Raw genomic sequence first — 19655 nt, 5'->3', positions numbered from 1 at the left:
GGAATTCTGGGAAGGGCAACCGGGCCCGAGTGGTAAGTCCGAGCCATGGTATGCAAGCGTTTGCACGCTGTCAAGGCTGGATTGTACTTAAGCACAACAAAACCGCTTTGGGCAACGGCATTAATTCAATGCAAGCGTTTGCTCGGTTTTTGACGAAATGAGCATTTTTTGCGATAAAATCACGCTATTGCGATCCGGGAAGCCCATGACAAACAAGAACCCCACCTTAAGCGACGTTGCGCGGGCCAGCGGCGTGCACTTTTCCACCGTGTCGCGCGTGATGAACCCGGCAACGCGGCAAATGGTCAGTGCCGAGGTCGCCGCGCGCGTGCTGGCCGAAGCGGGCCGGCTCGGCTATCGGCCGAACCGCGCCGCCTCCACCCTCGTCACGCGCAAGTCGCGCATCATCGGCGTGGTCTTGCCCGACATTACCAATGCCGTTTTCCCGCCGATTCTGCTGGGCATCGAAGAAGGCTTGCGCAAGCATGGCTACCTGGCCATCGTCACCAACGTGGGCGCCGACGAGGAAGAGCAGCTGTTCGTCATCAACCGCCTGCTGGGGCAGCAGGTCGATGGCCTGATTTTGGCTACCGCACGGCGCGACGATCCCGTCATCAAGATGTGCATCGACCAGAACGTGCCCGTCGTTACCGTCAACCGCAGCGATGAAAACGGCGTCGCTTCCTGCGTCGTCAGCGACGACGTGGTCGGCATGCGCCTGGCCGTCGAGCACTTGCTGGCGCTGGGCCACCGCCATATCGCGCACATCGCGGGTCCGGAAAATTTGTCTACCGGCCACGTGCGCCGCCTCGGTTTCCTGGCCGCCATCCAGGCCAGCGAACTCGATCCTTCGCAAGCGTTCGTCTTTGAAAGCAGCGGCTATTCGCGCGAATGCGGCAAGGAGGCGTTGTTGGAACTGCTGCGTCATTCGCCGCAAACGACGGCCGTGGTGACGGGCAGCGACCTGGTGGCCCTCGGCTGCTACGACGCCATCCGCGAACTGGGCTTGAGCTGCCCCGAAGATATTTCCGTCGTGGGCCACAACGACATGCCGTACATGGACATGATCCGTCCACCGCTGACCACCATCCGCATCCGCCACCACGGCATCGGCACGGAAGCGGCCCGGCTGATCCTGCAAACCATCGCCTCGCCCGATTCGCCGGTGCTCGACGTGCGCCTGAAACCCGAACTGGTGGTGCGCGAATCGACGGCCGCGCCGCGCGCCTGACACCTTCTTGCCCTTCTTTCTGCCGAGTATGTTTAAATCTTGATATTGATCATTGTCAAGGCAACGCCATGCAGACGAGAGATAGGCGACAACGGCCGCAAGCACAGCAGGGAGGCTGCTGATGCCGAAGAATTTCGGCATGCCCGGCAACGCCTGGCGCTATGCGCTGGACAGCGACTATGGCTATTGCTCACCCTTGCTTGACGGCATAGAGTTTGAAAACGAGTGGGTGATGATACGCGACTCGGCGATCCGCATCCGCGCCGGCTATGCCTGGGATGGCTGTTCGCCCTGCATCAGCGTGCTCGGCCTGTTTTATGTGGGCACGCCTGATGGCGCACAGCATCTGGGCTTGCCGGCCACCTATCATGCCAGCCTCGTGCATGATGTGCTGTGCCAGTGGCGGGCCGACATTCCCGTCAGCCGCGCGCAGTCGATCGCCATTTTCCACCAGTTGCTCAGGGAGGTGCGCTTCCCCCTGGCGGGACTGTATGCGGGCGCCGTCTTCCTGTTCGGACCACGGCGCGGCTTCATGCAGCCTGGCACGCGCGCCGCAACGGCCGCCCCGCACCCGCCGGGCGCGACATTAAAGCGGCGCTAACGCCGCCGCCGACGCGCCATGATGTTAAACTGGCGCCCCTCAACGTATTTTGCCCTCCATCGCCATGACCAAAACCAACACGCCTTCCCCGAAACGCCGCGAAGAGGGCGTCGCCAAGCTGACCGTCAATCCCTTCCTGGACGCCGAGTTTTACGCGCGCATGCGTGACTACACGGAGCGCGACGCGGCCATCATCAAGGAATTGAAAGCGATCGCCGAGATTCGCGCCGGCAACAAGCATCCCGACCCGCGCCTGGCGCCGTCGTTGCAGGCACTGCGCGATACCGTCAAAAAAGGTTTGACGTTTGGCGAGATGCTCGACCGCATCGCGGCCGGCAAGGAAAAAGGCTTGTGGGAACCGTGGATGACCACCTTCGGCATCGAAATCCGCGCCGTCAACTATGGCGCCGGCCCGCGCAACGCCTGCCTGGTGCTGGACCTGGCCGCGAATGCCCCCGCGCACGCCATGTTCGCCAAGGCCGGCATCCAGAACTGGCGCAGCCTGGCCGCCGACGACTGCTCCGTCGTGCGCTCGGAAAAGGCGACGGAAACGACGCCCCTGAAAGTGTATGCCGTGTTTTACCTGGATCCGCTGCCGGCCTGAACCAGTAGCCCTATCGCTAACGCAATCAGCATCACGCCCGACAGCCGTTCCAGCGACGGCAGCGCGCGCGCAAAGCGCTGCCGCAGTGCGCTGCTGCCGATGGCCAGCGCCACCGCCATATCCCAGGCCAGCACGGCAAAGACCATCCACGCGCCATACGCCGCCATCGCAGCGGGGCTCGTTTGCCTGCCGGCCAGCACGGTGGCCAGACTGACGTAGAACAGCGCGTTCTTCGGGTTCAGGATGGCGGAAACAAACCCCATCACGACACCGCCGCGCCAGCGCGCCTTGCCGGTGGCGGGCCCCGCCTCCAGGTTGCTCTTGCCCGCATGGCGCAAAAACAGCCAGCCCAGGTACAGCAGATAGGCGCATCCCGCCAGCCGCACCACCATGAATGCCGTACTGCCCGCCCGCAGCACCGATAATCCGCCAAACGCCGCCGCGATAAACACGGCATTGGCCACGGTAATGCCCACGCACATGCCGGCGGCGCCACGCCAGCCGTGGGCCACCGAGGTGCGCGCAATCAGGAAAAAATCGGGACCGGGCGACAGCAGGGAAAGAAAGTGGGCGGCGGCGATGAAAAGAAAATCCTGCATGGAGTTAGGCTCGGGCAATGGCGATGCGCGAGTATGCAGGGGCTGGCGGCAGCCTGTATTGAAGAAAATTGCAGGCTAGCGGTAGCGTCCCGGTGTGATGCCTGTATGGGCTTTGAACACGCGCTGGAAATGGCTCTGGTCGGCAAAGCCCAGTTCATGCGCCAGTTGCGCCAAAGCCGTCCCCGCCTGCAAGCGGCTGCGCGCGCGGTTCACGTGCGCGTTCAGCTGGTAGGCATGCGGCGTCATGCCGGTGGCGGCGCGAAAGGCGCGGATCAATTGATACCGGCTCAGGCCCGCCGCTTGCGCCAGTTGCCGCAGGCTGGCCGAGGGCTGCGCCTGCAGCGTTGCGAGCACGGGCGCCAGCCGCTGCGGCACGGGCCTGCGCTCCGAAGGCAGCAGGTCTGCGCAGGCACTGGCGCAAGCGCCCAGGAAGGCCAGCAGCGCCGCATTTTTTTCGCCTGTGCCGGCCGTTGAAAACAGCAGCGCATTCATGGCGCAAAACTGCGCGTACAGCAGCTGGCAGTACAACGCCGTCGCCGTGTCGCCATCGAGCGCCGGCGCGTGTGCCTGCAGCCACTGTGCATCGAGATGCAGCATCTGGTAGCTCCACAGGGCGCCAGGCAGGGGATTGCAGGCGTGCACGCAGCCAGCCGGCACCAGCACCAGGCTGCCATTGCCGAGCACGGCCTGGCCATCCTGGCTGCCCGTAAAGATGCTGCCACCCGCATCGACGGCGCCGATGGAAAACGAGGGATGGCTGTGCGGCTTGTAGCACGCCCGGCTGTGGCAGGCGCGCCGGCTTTCCACGTGGGGCAGGGCCTGGTCGCGCCAGAAGGCGGTGGTGCCTGGCATGGCTACATCAGGATCACGTCGTACTGCTCCTGATGGTAGGCATTCTCCACCTGCAGCGAGATTTTCTTGCCGATGAAGTCACCCAGCATGGCCAGGTGCTGCGATTCTTCCTCTAAAAACAGATCCACGACTTCCTGCGAGGCGAGGATGCGGAATTCGCGCGGGTTGAACTGTTTTGCCTCGCGCAGTAGTTCGCGCAGGATTTCATAGCAGATGGTGCGCGAAGTTTTCACCTGGCCCTTGCCGGCGCAGGCGGGGCATGGTTCGCACAGGATGTGCGCCAGCGATTCGCGCGTGCGCTTGCGCGTCATTTCCACCAGGCCCAGCGGCGAGAAATTGCTCACCGAAACCTTGGTGCGGTCGCGCGACAGCGTGCGTTTGAGTTCGGCCAGCACGGCGTTGCGGTGCTCGGCATTGTCCATGTCGATGAAGTCGAGGATGATGATGCCGCCCAGGTTGCGCAGGCGCAGCTGGCGCGCGATGGCGTGCGCCGCTTCCAGGTTGGTCTTGAAGATCGTGTCGGCAAAATTGCGCCCGCCGACAAAGCCGCCCGTGTTGACGTCGATGGTGGTCATCGCTTCCGTCTGGTCGACGATCAGGTAGCCGCCCGATTTCAGGTCGACCCGGCGGCCCAGCGCGCGCAGGATTTCCTCTTCCACGCCGTACAGGTCGAACAGCGGGCGCTCGCCCGTGTAGTGCTGCAGGCGCGTCAGTTCGCTGGGGGTGTAGATTTCAGCAAATTCCCGCAATTTCACATAGTTTTCGCGCGAGTCGACCTGGATGGTGGCCGTTTCATCGCCGACGAAGTCGCGCAGTACGCGCTGCGCCAGGCTCAAGTCCTGGTGCAGCAGGCTGGTGGCGGGACGCGTGCGCGCGCCGTGGGTGATCGTGCTCCAGGTCTTGCGCAGGTAGTCGACGTCCGCCTTCAGGTCCGCGTCGGAAGCGTCCTCGGCCATGGTGCGCACGATGTAGCCGCCCTTTTCATCGGGCGGCAGCAGGCTTTGCAGGCGCACGCGCAACTGTTCGCGCTCCGCTTCCTTCTCGATCTTCTGCGAGATGCCGATATGTTTATCCTGCGGCAGGTACACCAGCATGCGCCCGGCGATGGAAATCTGCGTCGACAGGCGCGCGCCCTTGGTGCCGATCGGGTCCTTGATCACCTGCACCGTCAGCACCTGGCCGTCGAAGAGGATTTTTTCAATCGGCGCCGGCGTGGCGTTCTGGCCGTCGTGGCCGCGCGCTTCCCAGATGTCGGCCACGTGCAGAAAGGCGGCGCGCTCCAGGCCGATGTCGATGAAGGCAGACTGCATGCCCGGCAATACCCGCACCACCTTGCCGGAATACACATTGCCGGCCAGGCCGCGCGTGAGCGTGCGCTCGATGTGCAATTCCTGCACGGCGCCCTGCAGGATGAGGGCGACGCGCGTTTCTTGCGGCGTGATATTGATCAGGATGTCTTCGTTCATGGAGGCGCGGGAGTGGAGGCAACGAATGACATCATACCCGTCTTCAGGGCAGGGGCAAACCTGCTTCACGCAGCAATTGCGCCGTCTCGTACAGGGGCAGGCCCATGATGCCGGAATGGCTGCCTTCGATGTGCTCGACGAACAGGGCGGCGCTGCCCTGGATGCCGTAGCCGCCGGCCTTGTCGTACGGTTCCGGCGTGGCGCAGTAGGCGGCGATCGAGGCGGGTGAGAGCACGCCGAAGCGCACTTGCGACACCTGCGTGCGTTGCTCGGCGAAATCCTTGTAGTGCACGGCGATCGAGGTGAGCACCTCGTGCGTGCGGCCCGACAACTGCTCCAGCATCGCCACCGCTTCCGCGCGGTCGGCCGGCTTGCCGAGGATGACGCCGTCGATGGTGACGGTGGTGTCGGCCGCCAGCACCGGACGTGGCGTCAGGTGGCGGCGGCGCACCAGGTCCCACGCAAAGGCGGCTTTTTCATTCGACACGCGGGCGACATAGTCGAGCGCCGATTCGCCGGGAAGGACTTCCTCGGTGACGTCGGCGCCGCGCGGGCCGTCGCTGCGCAGCAGCAGCAATTCGAAATCGACGCCGATCTGGCGCAGCAGTTCGCGCCGGCGAGGACTTTTGGAAGCGAGGTAGATCTTGTGATCAGCCGTTTTCATGGGGGAGTTCAGACGCGGTGATAGGGGTGGTTTTGCGTGATCGACCAGGCCCGGTAGAGCTGCTCGGCGAGGATCACGCGCACCACGCCGTGCGGCAGGGTCATGCTGGAAATGCGCAGCATGCCTTCGGCACGTGCCTTGAGTTGCGGATCGAGACCGTCGGCGCCGCCGATCAGAAAGGCGGTGTCGCGGCCATCTTGCTGCCACGCCATCAATTGCTGCGACAGGCCGACGCTGGTCAGATCCTTGCCGCGTTCGTCGAGGGCGATAATGCGCACGCCCTTGGGCAGGACGGCTTCGATGCGTTCGCGTTCCAGCGCCATCGCCGTGGCGGCGGTCTTGCTGCCGGAACGCTCCACCGGCTTGATTTCTTTCAGCACGATGCGCAATTCCGGCGGCATGCGCTTCGCGTATTCCGCGAAGCCCGTCTCTATCCAGGCCGGCATTTTATGGCCGACCGCAGCGATGATGAGCTGCATCGAGGCTTACGCTTCGACTTTTTTGATACGCTTGATCACGGTTTTTGCCGGTGCAGCATCGGCTGCCGGCTTGGCCGCGCGTGGGGCGCGTACTTTTTTCTCTGGCAGCGCTTTCAGCGCTTTCACGGCAGCCGCTTCGGTCTTGGTTGGCGCAACTTTCACGGTCTTGCCGACGGCTTTGGAAGCGGTGGCTTTTTTCGCCGGGGCTTTCTTGGCGGCGGTGGCTGCCGTGGCTTTCTTGGCCGGCGTCTTTTTCTCGATCACGGGCGAAGCTTCCACATTGGCCTTGCTGGCCGCCAGGTGGCCGCTGACCTTTTTCGGCTCGTCGCCAGCCGCTTTTTTCGGCGCGCGCTTGGCGGCACCCAGCTTGACCGGGGTGTCGCCCCAGATTTCTTCCAGGCGGTAGTAGGCGCGGATAGGCGCTTGCATGATGTGGACGATCATGTCGCCCAGATCGACCAGCACCCATTCACCGGTTTCCTCGCCTTCCATGCCGATGATCTGGCCGCCGGCGTCCTTGACCTTGTCGCGTACCGAGGCGGCCAGCGCCTTGGTTTGACGGTTCGAGGTACCGGAGACGATCGCGATGCGGTCGAACAGGCTGGTCAGGTGACTCGTTTCGAAGACGGCGATGTCTTGGCCTTTGACGTCTTCAAGGGCGTCAACGACGAGGGTTTGCAGTTTTTTGATGTCCATTTAGCTTTTGTATAAATTATGTTGTTCAATATAGTCTAGCACTAGCGGGGAAACAAGCGAGTTTGCCCGATTCCCCCGTTGTAATGCCGCACGTATTTCGGTGGCGGAGATATCCACCGCGAAGTCCTGTGCCAGATAAGTCAGACCGTGCGGCGTGTTGCGGATGCTTTCCAGAGACCCCAGGCGGCGCGAAAATTCATCGGCGACCACTTGCGGTACTGCTGTGTCATTCAGCGCGAAGCCGGGGCGGGCCGCGACGCAGATATGCGCGTATTCAAATAATTGCTGCCATTCGCGCCATGTCGCGAGCCGCTGCAGCTGGTCGGCGCCCATCAGGAAAACGATGGAAGCGCGCGGTCCCAGTTCGGCGCGTACCTGGCGCAAGGTATCGATGGTGTAGCTGGCCTGGCCATGTTCGCTGCGCTCGATTTCCTGGCGGTCGATCACCACGGGCAGGGGCAGGCCGGCAAAGGCCAGGCCGGCCATCTCGGCGCGCTGCTGGCCGGTGGCGCCCAGTTTATCTTTTTGCCAGGGCGCGCCTGCCGGAATCACGCGCAGTTCATCGGCGTGCAGCAGGCTGGAAAAATGCGTGCCCAGCGCGACATGGCCCATGTGCACCGGATCGTAGCTGCCACCGAGCAGCGCCACGCATGCCATACCAACTTCCGTCACGCCTGCAGCCAGTCGCGATGCACGAGGAAGTCAGTATACAACGCCGCTTCGGGACTGCCCGCTTCCGGATGCCAGTCGTAGCGCCACTTGACCACGGGCGGCATCGACATCAGGATCGCCTCGGTGCGTCCGCCCGACTGCAGCCCGAACAGGGTGCCGCGGTCGAAGACCAGGTTGAACTCGACATAGCGTCCGCGCCGGTAGCACTGGAAATCGCGTTCGCGTTCGCCGTAGGGCGTGTCCTTGCGGCGCGCCAGGATCGGTACATAGGCTTTGACGAAAGCATCGCCGGCACTGCGCATCATGGCGAAACTGTCGTCAAAGCCCAGGGCGTTGAAGTCGTCGAAGAAGATGCCGCCGGCGCCGCGCGCTTCGCGCCGGTGTTTCAGGTAGAAATAATCGTCGCACCACTGCTTGAACTTCGGATGCAGCTCGTCGCCAAACGGCGCCAGTGCATCATGGCACACCTGGTGGAAGTGCTTCACGTCGCCCGCGTCGCCGTAATACGGCGTCAAATCCATGCCGCCGCCGAACCACCATACGGGCTCGCCATCGGCATTGACGGTGCTGAAAAAGCGCACGTTCATGTGCACCGTGGGCGCGTAGGGATTGCGCGGATGCAGCACCAGCGACACGCCCATCGCTTCCCACGCCTTGCCACCGAGTTCAGGGCGCGCGGCCGCTGCCGATGGGGGCAATGCTGCGCCGGTGACGTGCGAAAAATTCACGCCGCCCCGCTCGAATACATTGCCTTCCTCGATCAGCCGCGAAATACCGCCGCCGCCCTCGGGGCGCTGCCAGGCATCGGTCAGGAAGGGCTTGCCGTCCTGCGCTTCGAGCGCCTGCACGATACGGCTTTGCAAATCGAGCAAATAAGCCTTGACGGCCGAAGGAGAGGGAGTTGACGACATCGCGTGGGCCGACGAGGCCGAAATAAAAAAGTAAGGACGGATTGTACCCTGTTACGGATTTTTGTGATAGCAAAACCGGCGATGCTGTTGCCGGCCCTGCTTTACCGAGGCGGCTTGTCCTGCACCACATGGACATCATATTGCACGCTGCCATGGCCCGGTTGGCGGGCGGCGTCGAGTGCTTGCGCCGCGCGCTGCCGCAGGTCGTCGCGTTCCACCGCGTCGACAGGCTGCGCCAGCGGTGCCACAGGCGCTGGCTGTTCGCGTTTGAACCACGACGGTCCCACAATCGCCACGAGCATCAGCATCACCAGCATCAGCACGATCATCAGGACGTTGAACGGGCGCGCGGCGCGCCGGCCGTACTGGGGCGGCGGTTTGCCGGCAGCATCGACAATTACGCGCGCCAGTGGCGAGCCGTTCGCGCGCGTGCGCGCTTGCAGCTCCTGGTATTGCAGCGGCGATAGCGTGCCCTGTTTCAGCATATGGCGCAAGGCCGCGACGGGCGTGGCGGCCAGGTGATCGGCTGGCAGGCTGTCGTAGGCGGCGTCGCGCTGCCACGCGGTGATCAGGTCCTGGTCGTACAGCGCGTCGACCGCCTGCCGGTTCACCTGCCGCAGCGCGGCGCTGGCCAGTTGCCGGCGTGGGTCATCGGCGGGCAGCTGGCGCAGCATCCTGAAAAAATGCTCCCCGGGCACCAGTTCGGCGCTCAGCAGCCAGGCCAGCGTCCTGACCTGGTCGGCATTCATCGCCAGCTCCGGCACATCGATGTCTTCGGCGGCATTGTGCGCGCGCTGCAGCTCGATGATCTCCAGCTCGGCCAGCGTATCGTCGTATTCGTCGCTGGTGATCAGGCCGAGGCGCAGCAGTTCCGCCAGCGGCAGCAGGCGCGGATCGGTGCTCATGGGTGCAGGCCTCCGCTAAGCCAGCCGTACACTACGGACATCACCAGGATCAGCCCCAGCACGATCAGTGCGCCTTTCCAGGCCGGTGGGCGCTTGTACGGGATGCGGTCGTGACCATGGCGCAGCCTGGACGCTTCCATGATGTCGCGCGTCAGTTCGCTGCCATGCTCACGCACGCGCACTTCCAGCGCCTCGAACTGCGCCGTCGGCAGGATGTCGTTGACCACCAGCCAGCGCATGGCGATCCAGGGCGCATAAAACATGCGGTCGGCCGGTGCCGCAGCGTGGGCCGCATCGCGCTGGAACTGGTTCAGCAAATCGAGCTCGTACAAGGCGTCGACCTCGCGGCGGTTGTAGTGCCGCACGCCCTCGGCTGCCAGCGCCTGTTGCCGGGGCGGCAGTTTGGCCACGCGCTTGTCGACATCATTCTTGGGCAGCAGATCGGTCAGCAGCAGCCAGCCCAGGGTGCTGACCAGGTCCGCGTCCTGCGTCAGCTCCGGCATGTCGACCGGATCCTCGGGCGGGTGCAGGCGCTCATGGGCGGCGACATCGCGTTCCGAGTTGGCCTCGTCCAGTTCCTGCGCGGTGATCAGGCCAAGCTGGTGCAGCTGGTTCAACGATGCGTGGGGCGGTTCGATATGCATGGACTTACACTTTTACTTTGGCCTGGCGCAGTTCGCCGGCAAATTTCGGCGTCACCGACCAGCCATTGACGGCGCTTTCTCCGCTGCTGCGCCGGAAGGCAAAGTCGCCATCCTCGATGGTGCCAAAGCGCGCCTGGACCAGCATTGGCTGCGCACCAACATAGCTGATGCGGCTCTTGCTGCCGCTGTCGTCGCGCGCGACGGTATAGGCATAGTCCATCTTTTCGCCATCGAGCTCGATCGTGGCCAGGCAGCCGCGGATATTGTGTGGCGAGACGTAACCCGCTTCTTTCACGTCGTGCAGGCTTGCTTTGCCCGTGCCTTCCGGCACCGCCTTGTTGAGCATGCGTGTCACGGTGGCGATCGTGTCGGTGAAGTCGCACTCGGGCACAGAATTGCCACTGACCACGTACCAGACCATGCCGGCCAGCGCCAGCGGCGCGACGATGACCCAGATCAGGCGCGAACCGGGAAACAGGCCATCGAGGATCACGCCGCGTACCGCCTTTTTATGTTCATTCTGGCGCCTTTGCGCATGCTGGACCATGCGCTTTGCCTCATCGCTGCCGCCGGACGCGATGCGCTGGGCCATGGACTTGAATTCTGCGCGCGGCAGCAGTCCCACATGCTGCATCCAGTTCAGCGCCTCGCCCGGCGTGGGCAGCGTTTCGTCACGCAGATGATCGAGCGATACGCGATTGAGTGCTTCCACCAGCTGCTGCAATATCGACAAACGCAGTGCCAGCTCGTCGCCGCTGAAGTTGCGCGCCACGCTCGACAACAGGCTTGTCACATCCTCGGGCGTCACGATCTGGCGCAGGTACAACCACATCAAGGTGTCGGGTAGCGGCGTGCCGATGGCGAGCTGTGGCAAGTCGGGATGCGCAAGCGCCTGCTCGCGCTGGCGGCGCGTGAGCAGCTTCAGCACATGCAGCGCCTCGACGGAAGTATGCGTGGACACGGGGAGATCGCTTGTCATCGGGAACGGGTTTAACAAGAATCAAGATGATTAATTTTACAATGCACTCTCGTTTCCTCAGCGCACTATTGAAGTTGCGCCTGATCCAGTTCTGTCCTGAACTGCGGTGTGACGGACCAGTGCTTGCCATCCTTGCTGCGCTGGAAAGTAAAGTCGCCTTGCTGCAGCACGGAGAGGCTCCACACGGTGGTTGGCGCCATGCGCGCGATATCGTTACGCTCGACCAGCAGCCGGCAGGACTGGATGCCGGGTGTCACCTCGCGGCATGGCGTGACCGCTTCGACATCGGCAATTTCGCGGTAATGCTGCGGCGACAGCAGCATGCCCAGGTTCGGGAACAGCAACGGTTTGCCGCGCAAACCATCCATGCCTGCCAGCATCGCCTGCAACAGTGCCTCGCGTCCGATCGGCTCTGCCTGCTGCACGAAGTCACCGTTCCACGCGATCTTGCCGAAGCGCGCCTGTATCAGCGCCGGCTGCGCATAGTCGTAGACGATACGGCTCTTGCGGCGACCCTCGATGCGAGACACGGTATACGCGTATTGCATCGATTTGCCATTCGAGCTGACAGTAGCCAGGCAGCCACGGGTTTTTTGCGACCAGGCATAACCGGCCTGTTTGATATCGTGCAGGCTGAATTTGCCATCCGTGACCGCAGCCACGGTTTGTCTGGTGTCACAGCGTGGTACGGCATAGCTGCTGAACCAGTACCAGGCCAGGCCGGCGATCAGCAGCGGTGCGACTGCCAGCCTAGTCACGCGGTCGGCCGTGGAAAGATGCTTCGGGTTGGCAATGGCTGTTGGACGTGTCATGGCGGGAAATTGGATAAGAAAGGGAATCGTACGATAAAGATTATTTCTCCGGTGCAGAGTGTCGCATGGCGCTGCAATGTCGGGTTACGCGCTTCGCGCTAACCTGACCTACGTGTTTTTTCATGGGTAATTAAAAACGGGGCCGGAGCGGATGCTGTCCGCGCCGGCCCCGTCATGGGATCGTTATGGGGAGATCAATGCTTCAATCCGCGCCAGCCGATGTCGCGGCGGTATTGCGCGCCGTCGAAATGGATTTTTTCCACGGTTTCATACGCCTGCTTCTGCGCCATCTTGATGCTGTCGCCCAGGCCCACCACGCACAGCACGCGGCCACCGTTGGTGACCAGGCGTTCGCCGTCGATGCGGGTACCCGCATGGAAGGTGACGGAGTCCGGCGTTTCGGCAGGGATGTCGCCGATCGCCGTGCCCTTGACGGGATCGTCCGGGTAGCCGGCGGCGGCCATCACGACGCCAACGGCCGTGCGGCGGTCCCATTCCAGTTCCACGGCGTCCAAGGTGCCGTTGACGGCGTGCTCCATGACGGTGACCAGGTCGGTCTTCAGGCGCGCCATGATCGGCTGCGTTTCCGGGTCGCCCATGCGGCAGTTGAATTCCAGCGTCTTCGGCGTGCCCTTGTCGTCGATCATCAGGCCCGCGTACAGGAAGCCCGTGAACGTGATGCCATCCTTGGCCATGCCCTGGATGGTCGGCACGATGATCTCGCGCATGACGCGCGCATGCATGGCCGGCGTGACGATCGGCGCCGGCGAATACGCGCCCATGCCGCCCGTGTTCGGGCCCTGGTCGTGGTCCTTCAGGCGTTTATGATCCTGGCTGGTGGCCAGCGGCAGGATGTTCTTGCCGTCGCACATGACGATGAAGCTCGCTTCTTCGCCGGCGAGGAATTCCTCGATGACGATGCGCGCGCCGGCGTCGCCGAACTGGTTATCGGACAGCATCATGTCGACCGCCTGGTGCGCTTCTTCCAGGGTCATGGCAACGACGACGCCCTTGCCGGCGGCCAGGCCGTCGGCCTTGATGACGATCGGCGCGCCCATGGCGTCGATGTAGGCATGCGCGGGAGCGACGTCGGAGAATGTCTGGTAGGCGGCCGTCGGGATGCCGTGGCGCTGCATGAAGGCCTTGGCGAAGTCTTTCGACGATTCCAGCTGCGCCGCTTCTTTCGTCGGGCCGAAGATTTTCAGGCCGCGCGAGCGGAACAGGTTGACGATGCCGGCCGCCAGCGGCACTTCCGGACCGACGACGGTCAGGCCGATGTGTTCCTGCTGAACGAAGTCGGCCAGCAATTGCGGATCGCTGATGTCGAGATTGACCAGGCGCGCATCGCGCGCGGTGCCGCCGTTGCCCGGCGCGACATACACCATCTGTATGCGTTCGGACTGGGCCAGTTTCCAGGCCAGGGCGTGTTCGCGGCCGCCAGAGCCGACTACCAGAATTTTCATAGGGACCGTTCGTTCAATGTGGGTTGCAGGGCGGCGGTGCCGCCCTTGTGTACAGAGTGATTAATTCTCTATTAATGCGTTGGTGAAGACTTCCTGGACATCGTCCAGCAGTTCCAGCGCATCGATCAGCTTTTGCATCTTGATGGCGTCGTCGCCGGTGTAGACGGTTTCCGTCGCCGGTTTCATGATGACTTCGGCCACTTCGGCCTTGAAGCCGGCCGCTTCCAGCGCTTCCTTGACGGTGGCGAAATCGTGCACGGGAGTGACCACTTCGAAGCCGCCTTCTTCATCGGCGATGACGTCGTCGGCGCCCGCTTCCAGGGCAGCTTCCATCAGCTTGTCTTCGTCGGTGCCCGGCGCGAACAGCAGCTGGCCGCAGTGCTGGAACATGAAGGCGACGGAGCCTTCGTTGCCCATGTTGCCGCCGTTCTTGTTGAAGGCGTTGCGCACCTCGGCTACCGTGCGTACCTTGTTGTCGGTCATGCATTCGACGATGACGGCCGCGCCGCCCACGCCGTAGCCTTCGTAGCGTACTTCTTCGTAGTTGGCGCCATCGACGCCGCCGCTGCCGCGGTTGATCGCGCGCTGGACGTTGTCTTTTGGCATATTGGCATCAGCCGCCTTGTCGACGGCCAGGCGCAGGCGCGGATTGGTAATGGCGTCGGCGCCGCCCATGCGGGCCGCGACCGTGATTTCCTTGATCAGGCGCGTCCAGATTTTGCCGCGCTTGGCATCGGTGGCAGCCTTTTTATGCTTGATATTGGCCCATTTGCTATGTCCTGCCATGTCGAATCTTCCTTAGACGGGTGTTCAATTGTGGCCGACATTTTAGCATATCGGCCCCTTGGCAAGCGGCATGGCCCCGTCATCAGGATGACACAATCTGTTGCTAAAGTGACGCGCTTTCACCATATCGAGGGCGCGACATCATGGCAAGTCAAATGGACAGGCGGCAATTTCTGAAATTGGGCGGCTTTATCACGGTCTCCGTGGCCACCGTCGGCCTGGCCGCCTGCGGCAGCACCGACTACAGCGATCCCGGCGTGCCGCTGGCCTCGGGCAGCGACTGGAAATTCCCGCAAAGCGTGGCCTCGGGCGACCCGCGCGCCGACAGCGCCATGCTGTGGACGCGCGTCGTGCCCGCCAGTTTTGACGCCGTCGCGCCCGCCGTTGCCGGCAAGTCCGACGTTGCCGTGCGCCTGATCGTCAGCGCCAGCGACAATACGGCCGCCCTGGGCGGCAACACGGCCCTGGCGGGCACACCCATCGTCGACGCCAAGCTGCCATTGAAAGCCGATTTCGACAATACCCTGCGCCACAAGGTGACGGGCTTGCAGCCGGGGCAGGTGTATTTTTACCAGTTCATCGCCGGCGACGTGCGCTCGAACGTGGGTCGCTTCAAGACGGCGCCTGCCGCCACGGCCGACGTGTCGCAGCTGCAGTTCGCCTACCTGACGTGTCAGGACTGGAGCATCAACCACTGGGGCGCGCTGTCGCATATCGCCGCCAACGAATCGCTCGATTTCATCGTCCACCTGGGCGACTACATCTATGAAACGGTGGGCGAGGCCTTCCAGAGCGGCGCCGTGGAAAGCCGCCACGACCAGCTGAAATTGCCCGATGGCACGTTCAAGAGCGGCAGCGCGGGCGCCAAGTACGCCACCACCGTGGCCGATTACCGCTACCTGTACAAGAAATACCGCACCGATGCGCGCCTGCAAGCCGTGCACGAGCGCTTCGCCTTCATTGCCGTCTGGGATGACCACGAGTTCACGGACGATGCCTGGCAGGACGCCTCCACCTATGAAGGCATCGTGGCGACGGATGGCAGCGATTTGCACCAGCCGGCCCGCCGCCGCAGCGCCAATCAGGCCTGGTTCGAGTACATGCCGGCCGACGTCACGTTTGACGCCGCCGCGACCACGTTCCAGAACATCCAGATCTACCGCGATTTCCAGTTCGGCAAACTGATGCAGCTGGTGATGACGGACGAGCGCCTGTACCGCGCCGACCATGCGATCGCCGAATCGACCATCAACCCGGCCACGGGCAAGCCGCTGGGCAGCATCGGCAGCCGCTATCTGGTGCCGCAGGCGCTGTTCGACAACGTCGAAGGGCAGAAAATGGCGGCCGCCACCAAGGCTGGCGCCGACCCGCTGGCCGCCGTCGGCATGCTGGGCAGCACGCAGCGCGACTGGTGGAAAAGCAAGATGAAGGCGGCGACCTCCACCTGGAAGCTGTGGGGCAATGAAGTGTCCCTGCTGCGCATGGGCTTGAATGGCACGGATGCGATCGCCACCCTGCTGGCGCTGAGCGCCATGAGCAAGGTGGGCCAGGCCATCGCCAGCACCCTGCCTTTGGTGGGCGGCAGCGTGCCGCTGGCGTCCGCCATCGTGGCAGCTTCCACGGCGGGCGCCGCGCAAAACGTGGCGCAGGCGGCGGCCATGGCCATTGCCGGCGCGGCGGCGAACGCCAGCGCCCAGGGCGCCGCCGCCGTGGGCGCTGGTTTGAGCGCGGCCCAGGCCGGCATCACTGTGGCCGCCTACAACAGCGCTTCGCCGGCCGCCGCCGCGCAAGTGATCGCCTTCGGCTGGATCAAGCCCGACGTGCAGGCCAAGGGCGCGGCATCGAGCTTTGTCGCCGCTTCGGGCCAGCAGGCTGCGCTGGCGCCGTTCTTTACACGTTTCCTGCTCAATTGCGACCAGTGGGATGGCTACAACAGCGAGCGCAAGAACCTGATGGCGCACCTGAAAACCAATGCCATCGGCAACGTGGTGGCGCTTACCGGCGATATCCACTCGTTCTTTGCCGGCACCGTCAGCGACGATTTTGACGCAGCGGGCGGCGGCACGCCCGTGATGGTGGACCTGGTGTCGGCTGGCGTCAGCTCGGACTCCTTCTTCAGCTACCTGAAGTCGGCCGCCGGCAGCATGGGCGATATCGGCACCCTCGTCAGCTATCCGCTGGCCATCCCCGTTACGGGCCTGGGCACGGTCAATCTCGACGTCAACCTGCTCGACTACACCATGGGCAAGGCGGCGCCCACCGTCGACAGCCTGCTGGAGCAATTGCGCGTGCAGCTGCGCGGCGCCCTGGCCGCCAAGGGCGTGCCGGAAGCGCAACTGGACGCTACGGTCGCTGCCGTGCAGGCTGGATTGAAAGCGAGCACTGACTTCAGTGCGACTCTGCTGGGCCTGGCGCAGCAATTATCCGGCCTGGGCAACAACCCGTGGATCAAGCATCTGAACACGGATGCGCAGGGCTACACGGTGGTCACTTTGACGCCGGGCAAGCTGGTGGCGCAGTTCAAGCAGGTGAACAAGCTGATCGGCACGGCGGCGCCGGCGAACGTGATTGCGCGGGTGACGACGGCGACCGTGACGGCGGGTGCGGCGGCGGTGGTCGTCTCCTAAATGCCGCACTGGGGTGTTGTCGGGTTACGCCCTTTGGGCTAACCCGACCTACGTCCGACCTGCGCCCAGCCTTTACCAACGGTATGGGCGTTGCAGCCGTCTTTGGCTTTTGCCTTACAATCTGGGCATGAGCTCCAGTTCCCCGCAAGCAACCCCATCTTCGCTTCCCCGTTCCGTCTACCTCGGTGGCCTGGCCATCGCCGTGGGCGGGGCGGTGCTGTTTTCCACCAAGGCCATCGTTGCCAAGCTGCTGTACCGCTACCAGATCGACGCCGTCACCCTGATCGCCTTCCGGATGATCTTTTCGCTGCCCGTGTTCGCCGTCATCGCGTACTGGCAGATGCGCACGGAGCCGCCGCTATCAAACAGCGACCGCCTGCGCCTCGTCGGGCTGGGCCTCGTCGGTTATTACCTGTCCAGCTATCTGGATTTCCTGGGCCTGCAATACATTTCCGTGGGGCTCGAGCGATTGATCCTGTTCCTCACGCCCACCTTCGTGCTCCTGATTACCACCGTGTACTTCAAGCAGAGCATCAGCCGCTTGCAGTGGCTGGCCTTGCTGACCTCGTACTGCGGCATCGTGCTCGTGTTCGTGCACGACTTGCAGGGCGGCGCCAGCAATGTGGCGCTCGGTTCCACCTTGGTGCTGGGTTCGGCCTGCTCGTATGCCGTGTATCTGCTGGGCTCCGGTGAATTGGTGAAACGCATCGGCTCGATGCGTCTGGTCAGCTACGCGATGTGCGTGGCCAGCTTTGCCTGCATCTTTCAATTTTTCATTTTGCGCCCCGTCGAACTGCTGATCCAGCCCATGCCCGTGTATGGCTTATCCTTGCTCAATGGCATCTTTTGCACGGTGATGCCCGTCTTCATGACGATGATCGCCGTCGAACGCATCGGCGCGCCCGTCGCTTCGCAGGCGGGCATGATTGGCCCCGTGTCGACCCTGTTCCTGGGCGCCATGATCCTCGATGAACCGATCACCAACTGGCAACTGGCTGGCACCAGCCTTGTATTGGCCGGTATTTACTTGCTCTCGAAAAAGAAATAATTCCTCCACCCACTGAAAAGTCCTCACCATGAAAACACGCATCGCCCTGATTGCCCACGACAAGAAAAAAGATGACATGATTACCCTGGCGGGCGAATACCTGGATTTTTTGAAGGGCTGCGAACTGTCGGCCACGGGCACCACGGGCGGGCGCCTGATCAATGAACTGGGCCTGGCAGTCGAGCGCAAGCATTCAGGCCCGTTCGGCGGCGACTTGCAGATCGGCTCGCTGCTGGTGGAAGGCTTGATCGATTGCGTGATCTTTCTGCGCGACCCGATGACGCCGCAGCCGCACGAGCCGGACATCAACGCCCTGGTGCGCGCCTGCGACGTACACAACGTGGCGTGCGCAACGAATCTGTCGTCGGCCCACCTGGTGCTGTCGCAACTGCAGGCGCGTGCCAGCGCGGCCGCCTGATCCACCTACACGAGGAGATAGCATGAGCGCAACGATTACCACCAAAGCCATCCGCGTGCAGCGCACGGGCGGCCCGGAAGTGATGGAATACGTGGACATGGAACTGCCGCCGCCCGGTCCCGGCGAGGCGCGCGTCAGGCATGAGGCCATCGGCCTCAATTTCATCGACGTGTATTTCCGCACGGGCTTGTACCCCCAGCCGTTGCCAAACGGCCTCGGCGTCGAGGGCGCGGGCATCGTCGAGGCGGTGGGCGAGGGCGTCACGGAAGTCAAGGTCGGCGACCGGGTGGCGTATGCGGCGCGCATCAATGGCGCGTATGCGCAGCAGCGCAACCTGCCGGCGGCCCTGCTGCTGGTACTGCCCGAACGTATCGGTTTCGATACGGCGGCCGCCATGATGCTGCAAGGCTTGACGGTGCAATACCTGTTCCACCGCACGGTGGCCCTGAAGGCGGGCGACACCATCCTGTTCCATGCGGCCGCGGGCGGCGTGGGCCTGATCGCCTGCCAGTGGGCGAAGGTACTGGGCGTGAACCTGATCGGCACGGCCGGTTCCGATGAAAAGGTGGCGCTGGCCAAGGCGCATGGCGCGGCCCATGTCATCAACTACAACACGGAAAACTTCGTCGAGCGCGTGCGCGAGATCACGGGCGGCAAGGGCGTCTCCGTTGTCTACGATTCCATCGGCAAGGATACGTTTACGGGCTCGCTCGACTGCCTGGCGCCGCTGGGCATGATGGTCAGCTTTGGCAACGCCTCCGGTCCCGTGCCCGCGTTTACGCTGAGCGAACTGGCCTCGCGCGGCTCGCTGTTCCTCACGCGTCCGGCTCTGTTCAGCTATGCGTCGAACCGCGCCAACCTGGAAGAGATGGCGACCTCGCTGTTCGGCGTCGTCAGCAGCGGCGAAGTGCAGATCGAGATCAACCAGCGCTACAGCCTGGCCAATATCGCGCAGGCGCACACGGACCTGGAAGCGCGCAAGACGACGGGCTCGACCATTATCGTGCCATGAGCGGCGGCAGTGACGGCACACCGAAATTCGGTCGCCTGCTGATCGTGCTGTTGTTGGCCGTGGCCCTGATCGGCGCCCTGACCTTTGCCGCCGAGGCGTATTATTCTTAGGAATGAAATGCAGACATGAAAAACCCGGCTGATGCAGCAATGCACAAGCCGGGTTTTTTTAAAACATACTTCAGAC

21 protein-coding genes are annotated in these 19655 nt (G+C 63.3%); 7 read left to right on the top strand and 14 right to left on the bottom strand.

All coding sequences use genetic code 11. The annotated features are described in order from the left end of the window. Window positions 1-205: 205 nt before the first annotated feature. The 3 genes from GYK42_RS23110 to GYK42_RS23100 all read left to right on the top strand — a co-directional run bounded on the left by GYK42_RS23110 (window position 206) and on the right by GYK42_RS23100 (window position 2436). Window positions 206-1231: a LacI family DNA-binding transcriptional regulator gene (locus GYK42_RS23110; RefSeq protein ID WP_166449374.1), complete on the top strand. Its 1026-nt coding sequence runs from the start codon at window positions 206-208 to the stop codon at window positions 1229-1231. 121 nt (window positions 1232-1352) lie between these two features. Further along, window positions 1353-1832 carry a hypothetical protein gene (locus tag GYK42_RS23105; RefSeq protein WP_166449373.1) on the top strand — a complete coding sequence of 160 codons (480 nt, stop codon included), beginning with the start codon at window positions 1353-1355 and terminating at the stop codon, window positions 1830-1832. Between the two features lie 64 nt (window positions 1833-1896). Beyond that, a complete protein-coding gene (locus GYK42_RS23100) occupies window positions 1897-2436 on the top strand; it encodes a hypothetical protein (protein WP_240943740.1) in 540 nt (179 codons plus the stop codon). Here GYK42_RS23100 and GYK42_RS23095 read toward each other — a convergent pair. From GYK42_RS23095 to GYK42_RS23030, 14 genes are all read right to left on the bottom strand, one after another. Then, window positions 2412-3035 carry a LysE family translocator gene (locus GYK42_RS23095; RefSeq protein ID WP_166449371.1) on the bottom strand — a complete coding sequence of 208 codons (624 nt, stop codon included), beginning with the start codon at window positions 3033-3035 and terminating at the stop codon, window positions 2412-2414. The genes GYK42_RS23100 and GYK42_RS23095 overlap by 25 nt on opposite strands. Window positions 3036-3110: 75 nt before the next feature. Further along, window positions 3111-3887, bottom strand: coding sequence for an AraC family transcriptional regulator (locus GYK42_RS23090; RefSeq protein WP_166449370.1), 777 nt, complete (start codon window positions 3885-3887; stop codon window positions 3111-3113). Window positions 3888-3889: 2 nt separating this feature from the next. Continuing rightward, on the bottom strand, window positions 3890-5353 hold the full coding sequence (rng, locus tag GYK42_RS23085; RefSeq protein ID WP_034747098.1) for a ribonuclease G: 1464 nt from the start codon (window positions 5351-5353) through the stop codon (window positions 3890-3892). 43 nt (window positions 5354-5396) lie between these two features. Further along, window positions 5397-6017 carry a Maf family protein gene (locus GYK42_RS23080; protein WP_166449369.1) on the bottom strand — a complete coding sequence of 207 codons (621 nt, stop codon included), beginning with the start codon at window positions 6015-6017 and terminating at the stop codon, window positions 5397-5399. An 8-nt stretch (window positions 6018-6025) separates the two neighbouring features. Next, the gene (rlmH, locus tag GYK42_RS23075) at window positions 6026-6496 is read right to left on the bottom strand and encodes a 23S rRNA (pseudouridine(1915)-N(3))-methyltransferase RlmH (RefSeq protein WP_034747108.1); all 471 of its coding nucleotides are present in this window, start codon (window positions 6494-6496) and stop codon (window positions 6026-6028) included. A gap of 6 nt (window positions 6497-6502) precedes the next feature. Beyond that, window positions 6503-7192: a ribosome silencing factor gene (rsfS, locus tag GYK42_RS23070; RefSeq protein WP_058050453.1), complete on the bottom strand. Its 690-nt coding sequence runs from the start codon at window positions 7190-7192 to the stop codon at window positions 6503-6505. Next, window positions 7193-7849 (bottom strand): nicotinate-nucleotide adenylyltransferase, encoded by a 657-nt coding sequence (locus GYK42_RS23065; protein WP_166449410.1) that lies wholly within the window; start codon window positions 7847-7849, stop codon window positions 7193-7195. An 11-nt stretch (window positions 7850-7860) separates the two neighbouring features. Next, window positions 7861-8775: an oxygen-dependent coproporphyrinogen oxidase gene (gene hemF, locus GYK42_RS23060; protein ID WP_034786480.1), complete on the bottom strand. Its 915-nt coding sequence runs from the start codon at window positions 8773-8775 to the stop codon at window positions 7861-7863. A 101-nt stretch (window positions 8776-8876) separates the two neighbouring features. Then, on the bottom strand, window positions 8877-9680 hold the full coding sequence (locus tag GYK42_RS23055) for a hypothetical protein (protein ID WP_166449368.1): 804 nt from the start codon (window positions 9678-9680) through the stop codon (window positions 8877-8879). Beyond that, window positions 9677-10324, bottom strand: coding sequence for a hypothetical protein (locus tag GYK42_RS23050; RefSeq protein ID WP_166449367.1), 648 nt, complete (start codon window positions 10322-10324; stop codon window positions 9677-9679). The genes GYK42_RS23055 and GYK42_RS23050 overlap by 4 nt, the downstream gene beginning before the upstream one ends. Window positions 10325-10328: 4 nt before the next feature. Next, a complete protein-coding gene (locus GYK42_RS23045; RefSeq protein ID WP_166449366.1) occupies window positions 10329-11285 on the bottom strand; it encodes a hypothetical protein in 957 nt (318 codons plus the stop codon). 83 nt (window positions 11286-11368) lie between these two features. Then, window positions 11369-12115, bottom strand: coding sequence for a hypothetical protein (locus GYK42_RS23040; RefSeq protein WP_166449365.1), 747 nt, complete (start codon window positions 12113-12115; stop codon window positions 11369-11371). A gap of 194 nt (window positions 12116-12309) precedes the next feature. Beyond that, window positions 12310-13578: a phosphoribosylamine--glycine ligase gene (purD, locus tag GYK42_RS23035; protein ID WP_046686096.1), complete on the bottom strand. Its 1269-nt coding sequence runs from the start codon at window positions 13576-13578 to the stop codon at window positions 12310-12312. 60 nt (window positions 13579-13638) lie between these two features. Next, on the bottom strand, window positions 13639-14364 hold the full coding sequence (locus tag GYK42_RS23030; protein WP_046686095.1) for a YebC/PmpR family DNA-binding transcriptional regulator: 726 nt from the start codon (window positions 14362-14364) through the stop codon (window positions 13639-13641). 143 nt (window positions 14365-14507) lie between these two features. Here GYK42_RS23030 and GYK42_RS23025 point away from each other — a divergent pair, with 143 nt between their 5' ends. From GYK42_RS23025 to GYK42_RS23010, 4 genes are all read left to right on the top strand, one after another. Next, window positions 14508-16991, top strand: a complete 2484-nt coding sequence (locus GYK42_RS23025) for an alkaline phosphatase D family protein (protein WP_240943737.1) — start codon at window positions 14508-14510, stop codon at window positions 16989-16991. A gap of 127 nt (window positions 16992-17118) precedes the next feature. Next, window positions 17119-18039 carry a DMT family transporter gene (locus tag GYK42_RS23020; protein ID WP_166449364.1) on the top strand — a complete coding sequence of 307 codons (921 nt, stop codon included), beginning with the start codon at window positions 17119-17121 and terminating at the stop codon, window positions 18037-18039. A 28-nt stretch (window positions 18040-18067) separates the two neighbouring features. Next, complete coding sequence (locus tag GYK42_RS23015; RefSeq protein ID WP_034786684.1) at window positions 18068-18457, top strand: methylglyoxal synthase; 390 nt, start codon at window positions 18068-18070, stop codon at window positions 18455-18457. 22 nt (window positions 18458-18479) lie between these two features. Continuing rightward, window positions 18480-19469 carry a quinone oxidoreductase family protein gene (locus tag GYK42_RS23010; RefSeq protein WP_166449363.1) on the top strand — a complete coding sequence of 330 codons (990 nt, stop codon included), beginning with the start codon at window positions 18480-18482 and terminating at the stop codon, window positions 19467-19469. The last annotated feature ends 186 nt before the right edge of the window (window positions 19470-19655 follow it).

The organism is Janthinobacterium lividum, assembly GCF_011601275.1.
Taxonomy (GTDB): domain Bacteria; phylum Pseudomonadota; class Gammaproteobacteria; order Burkholderiales; family Burkholderiaceae_D; genus Janthinobacterium; species Janthinobacterium lividum_E.
This window is presented reverse-complemented; position numbering and strand designations above follow the sequence as displayed.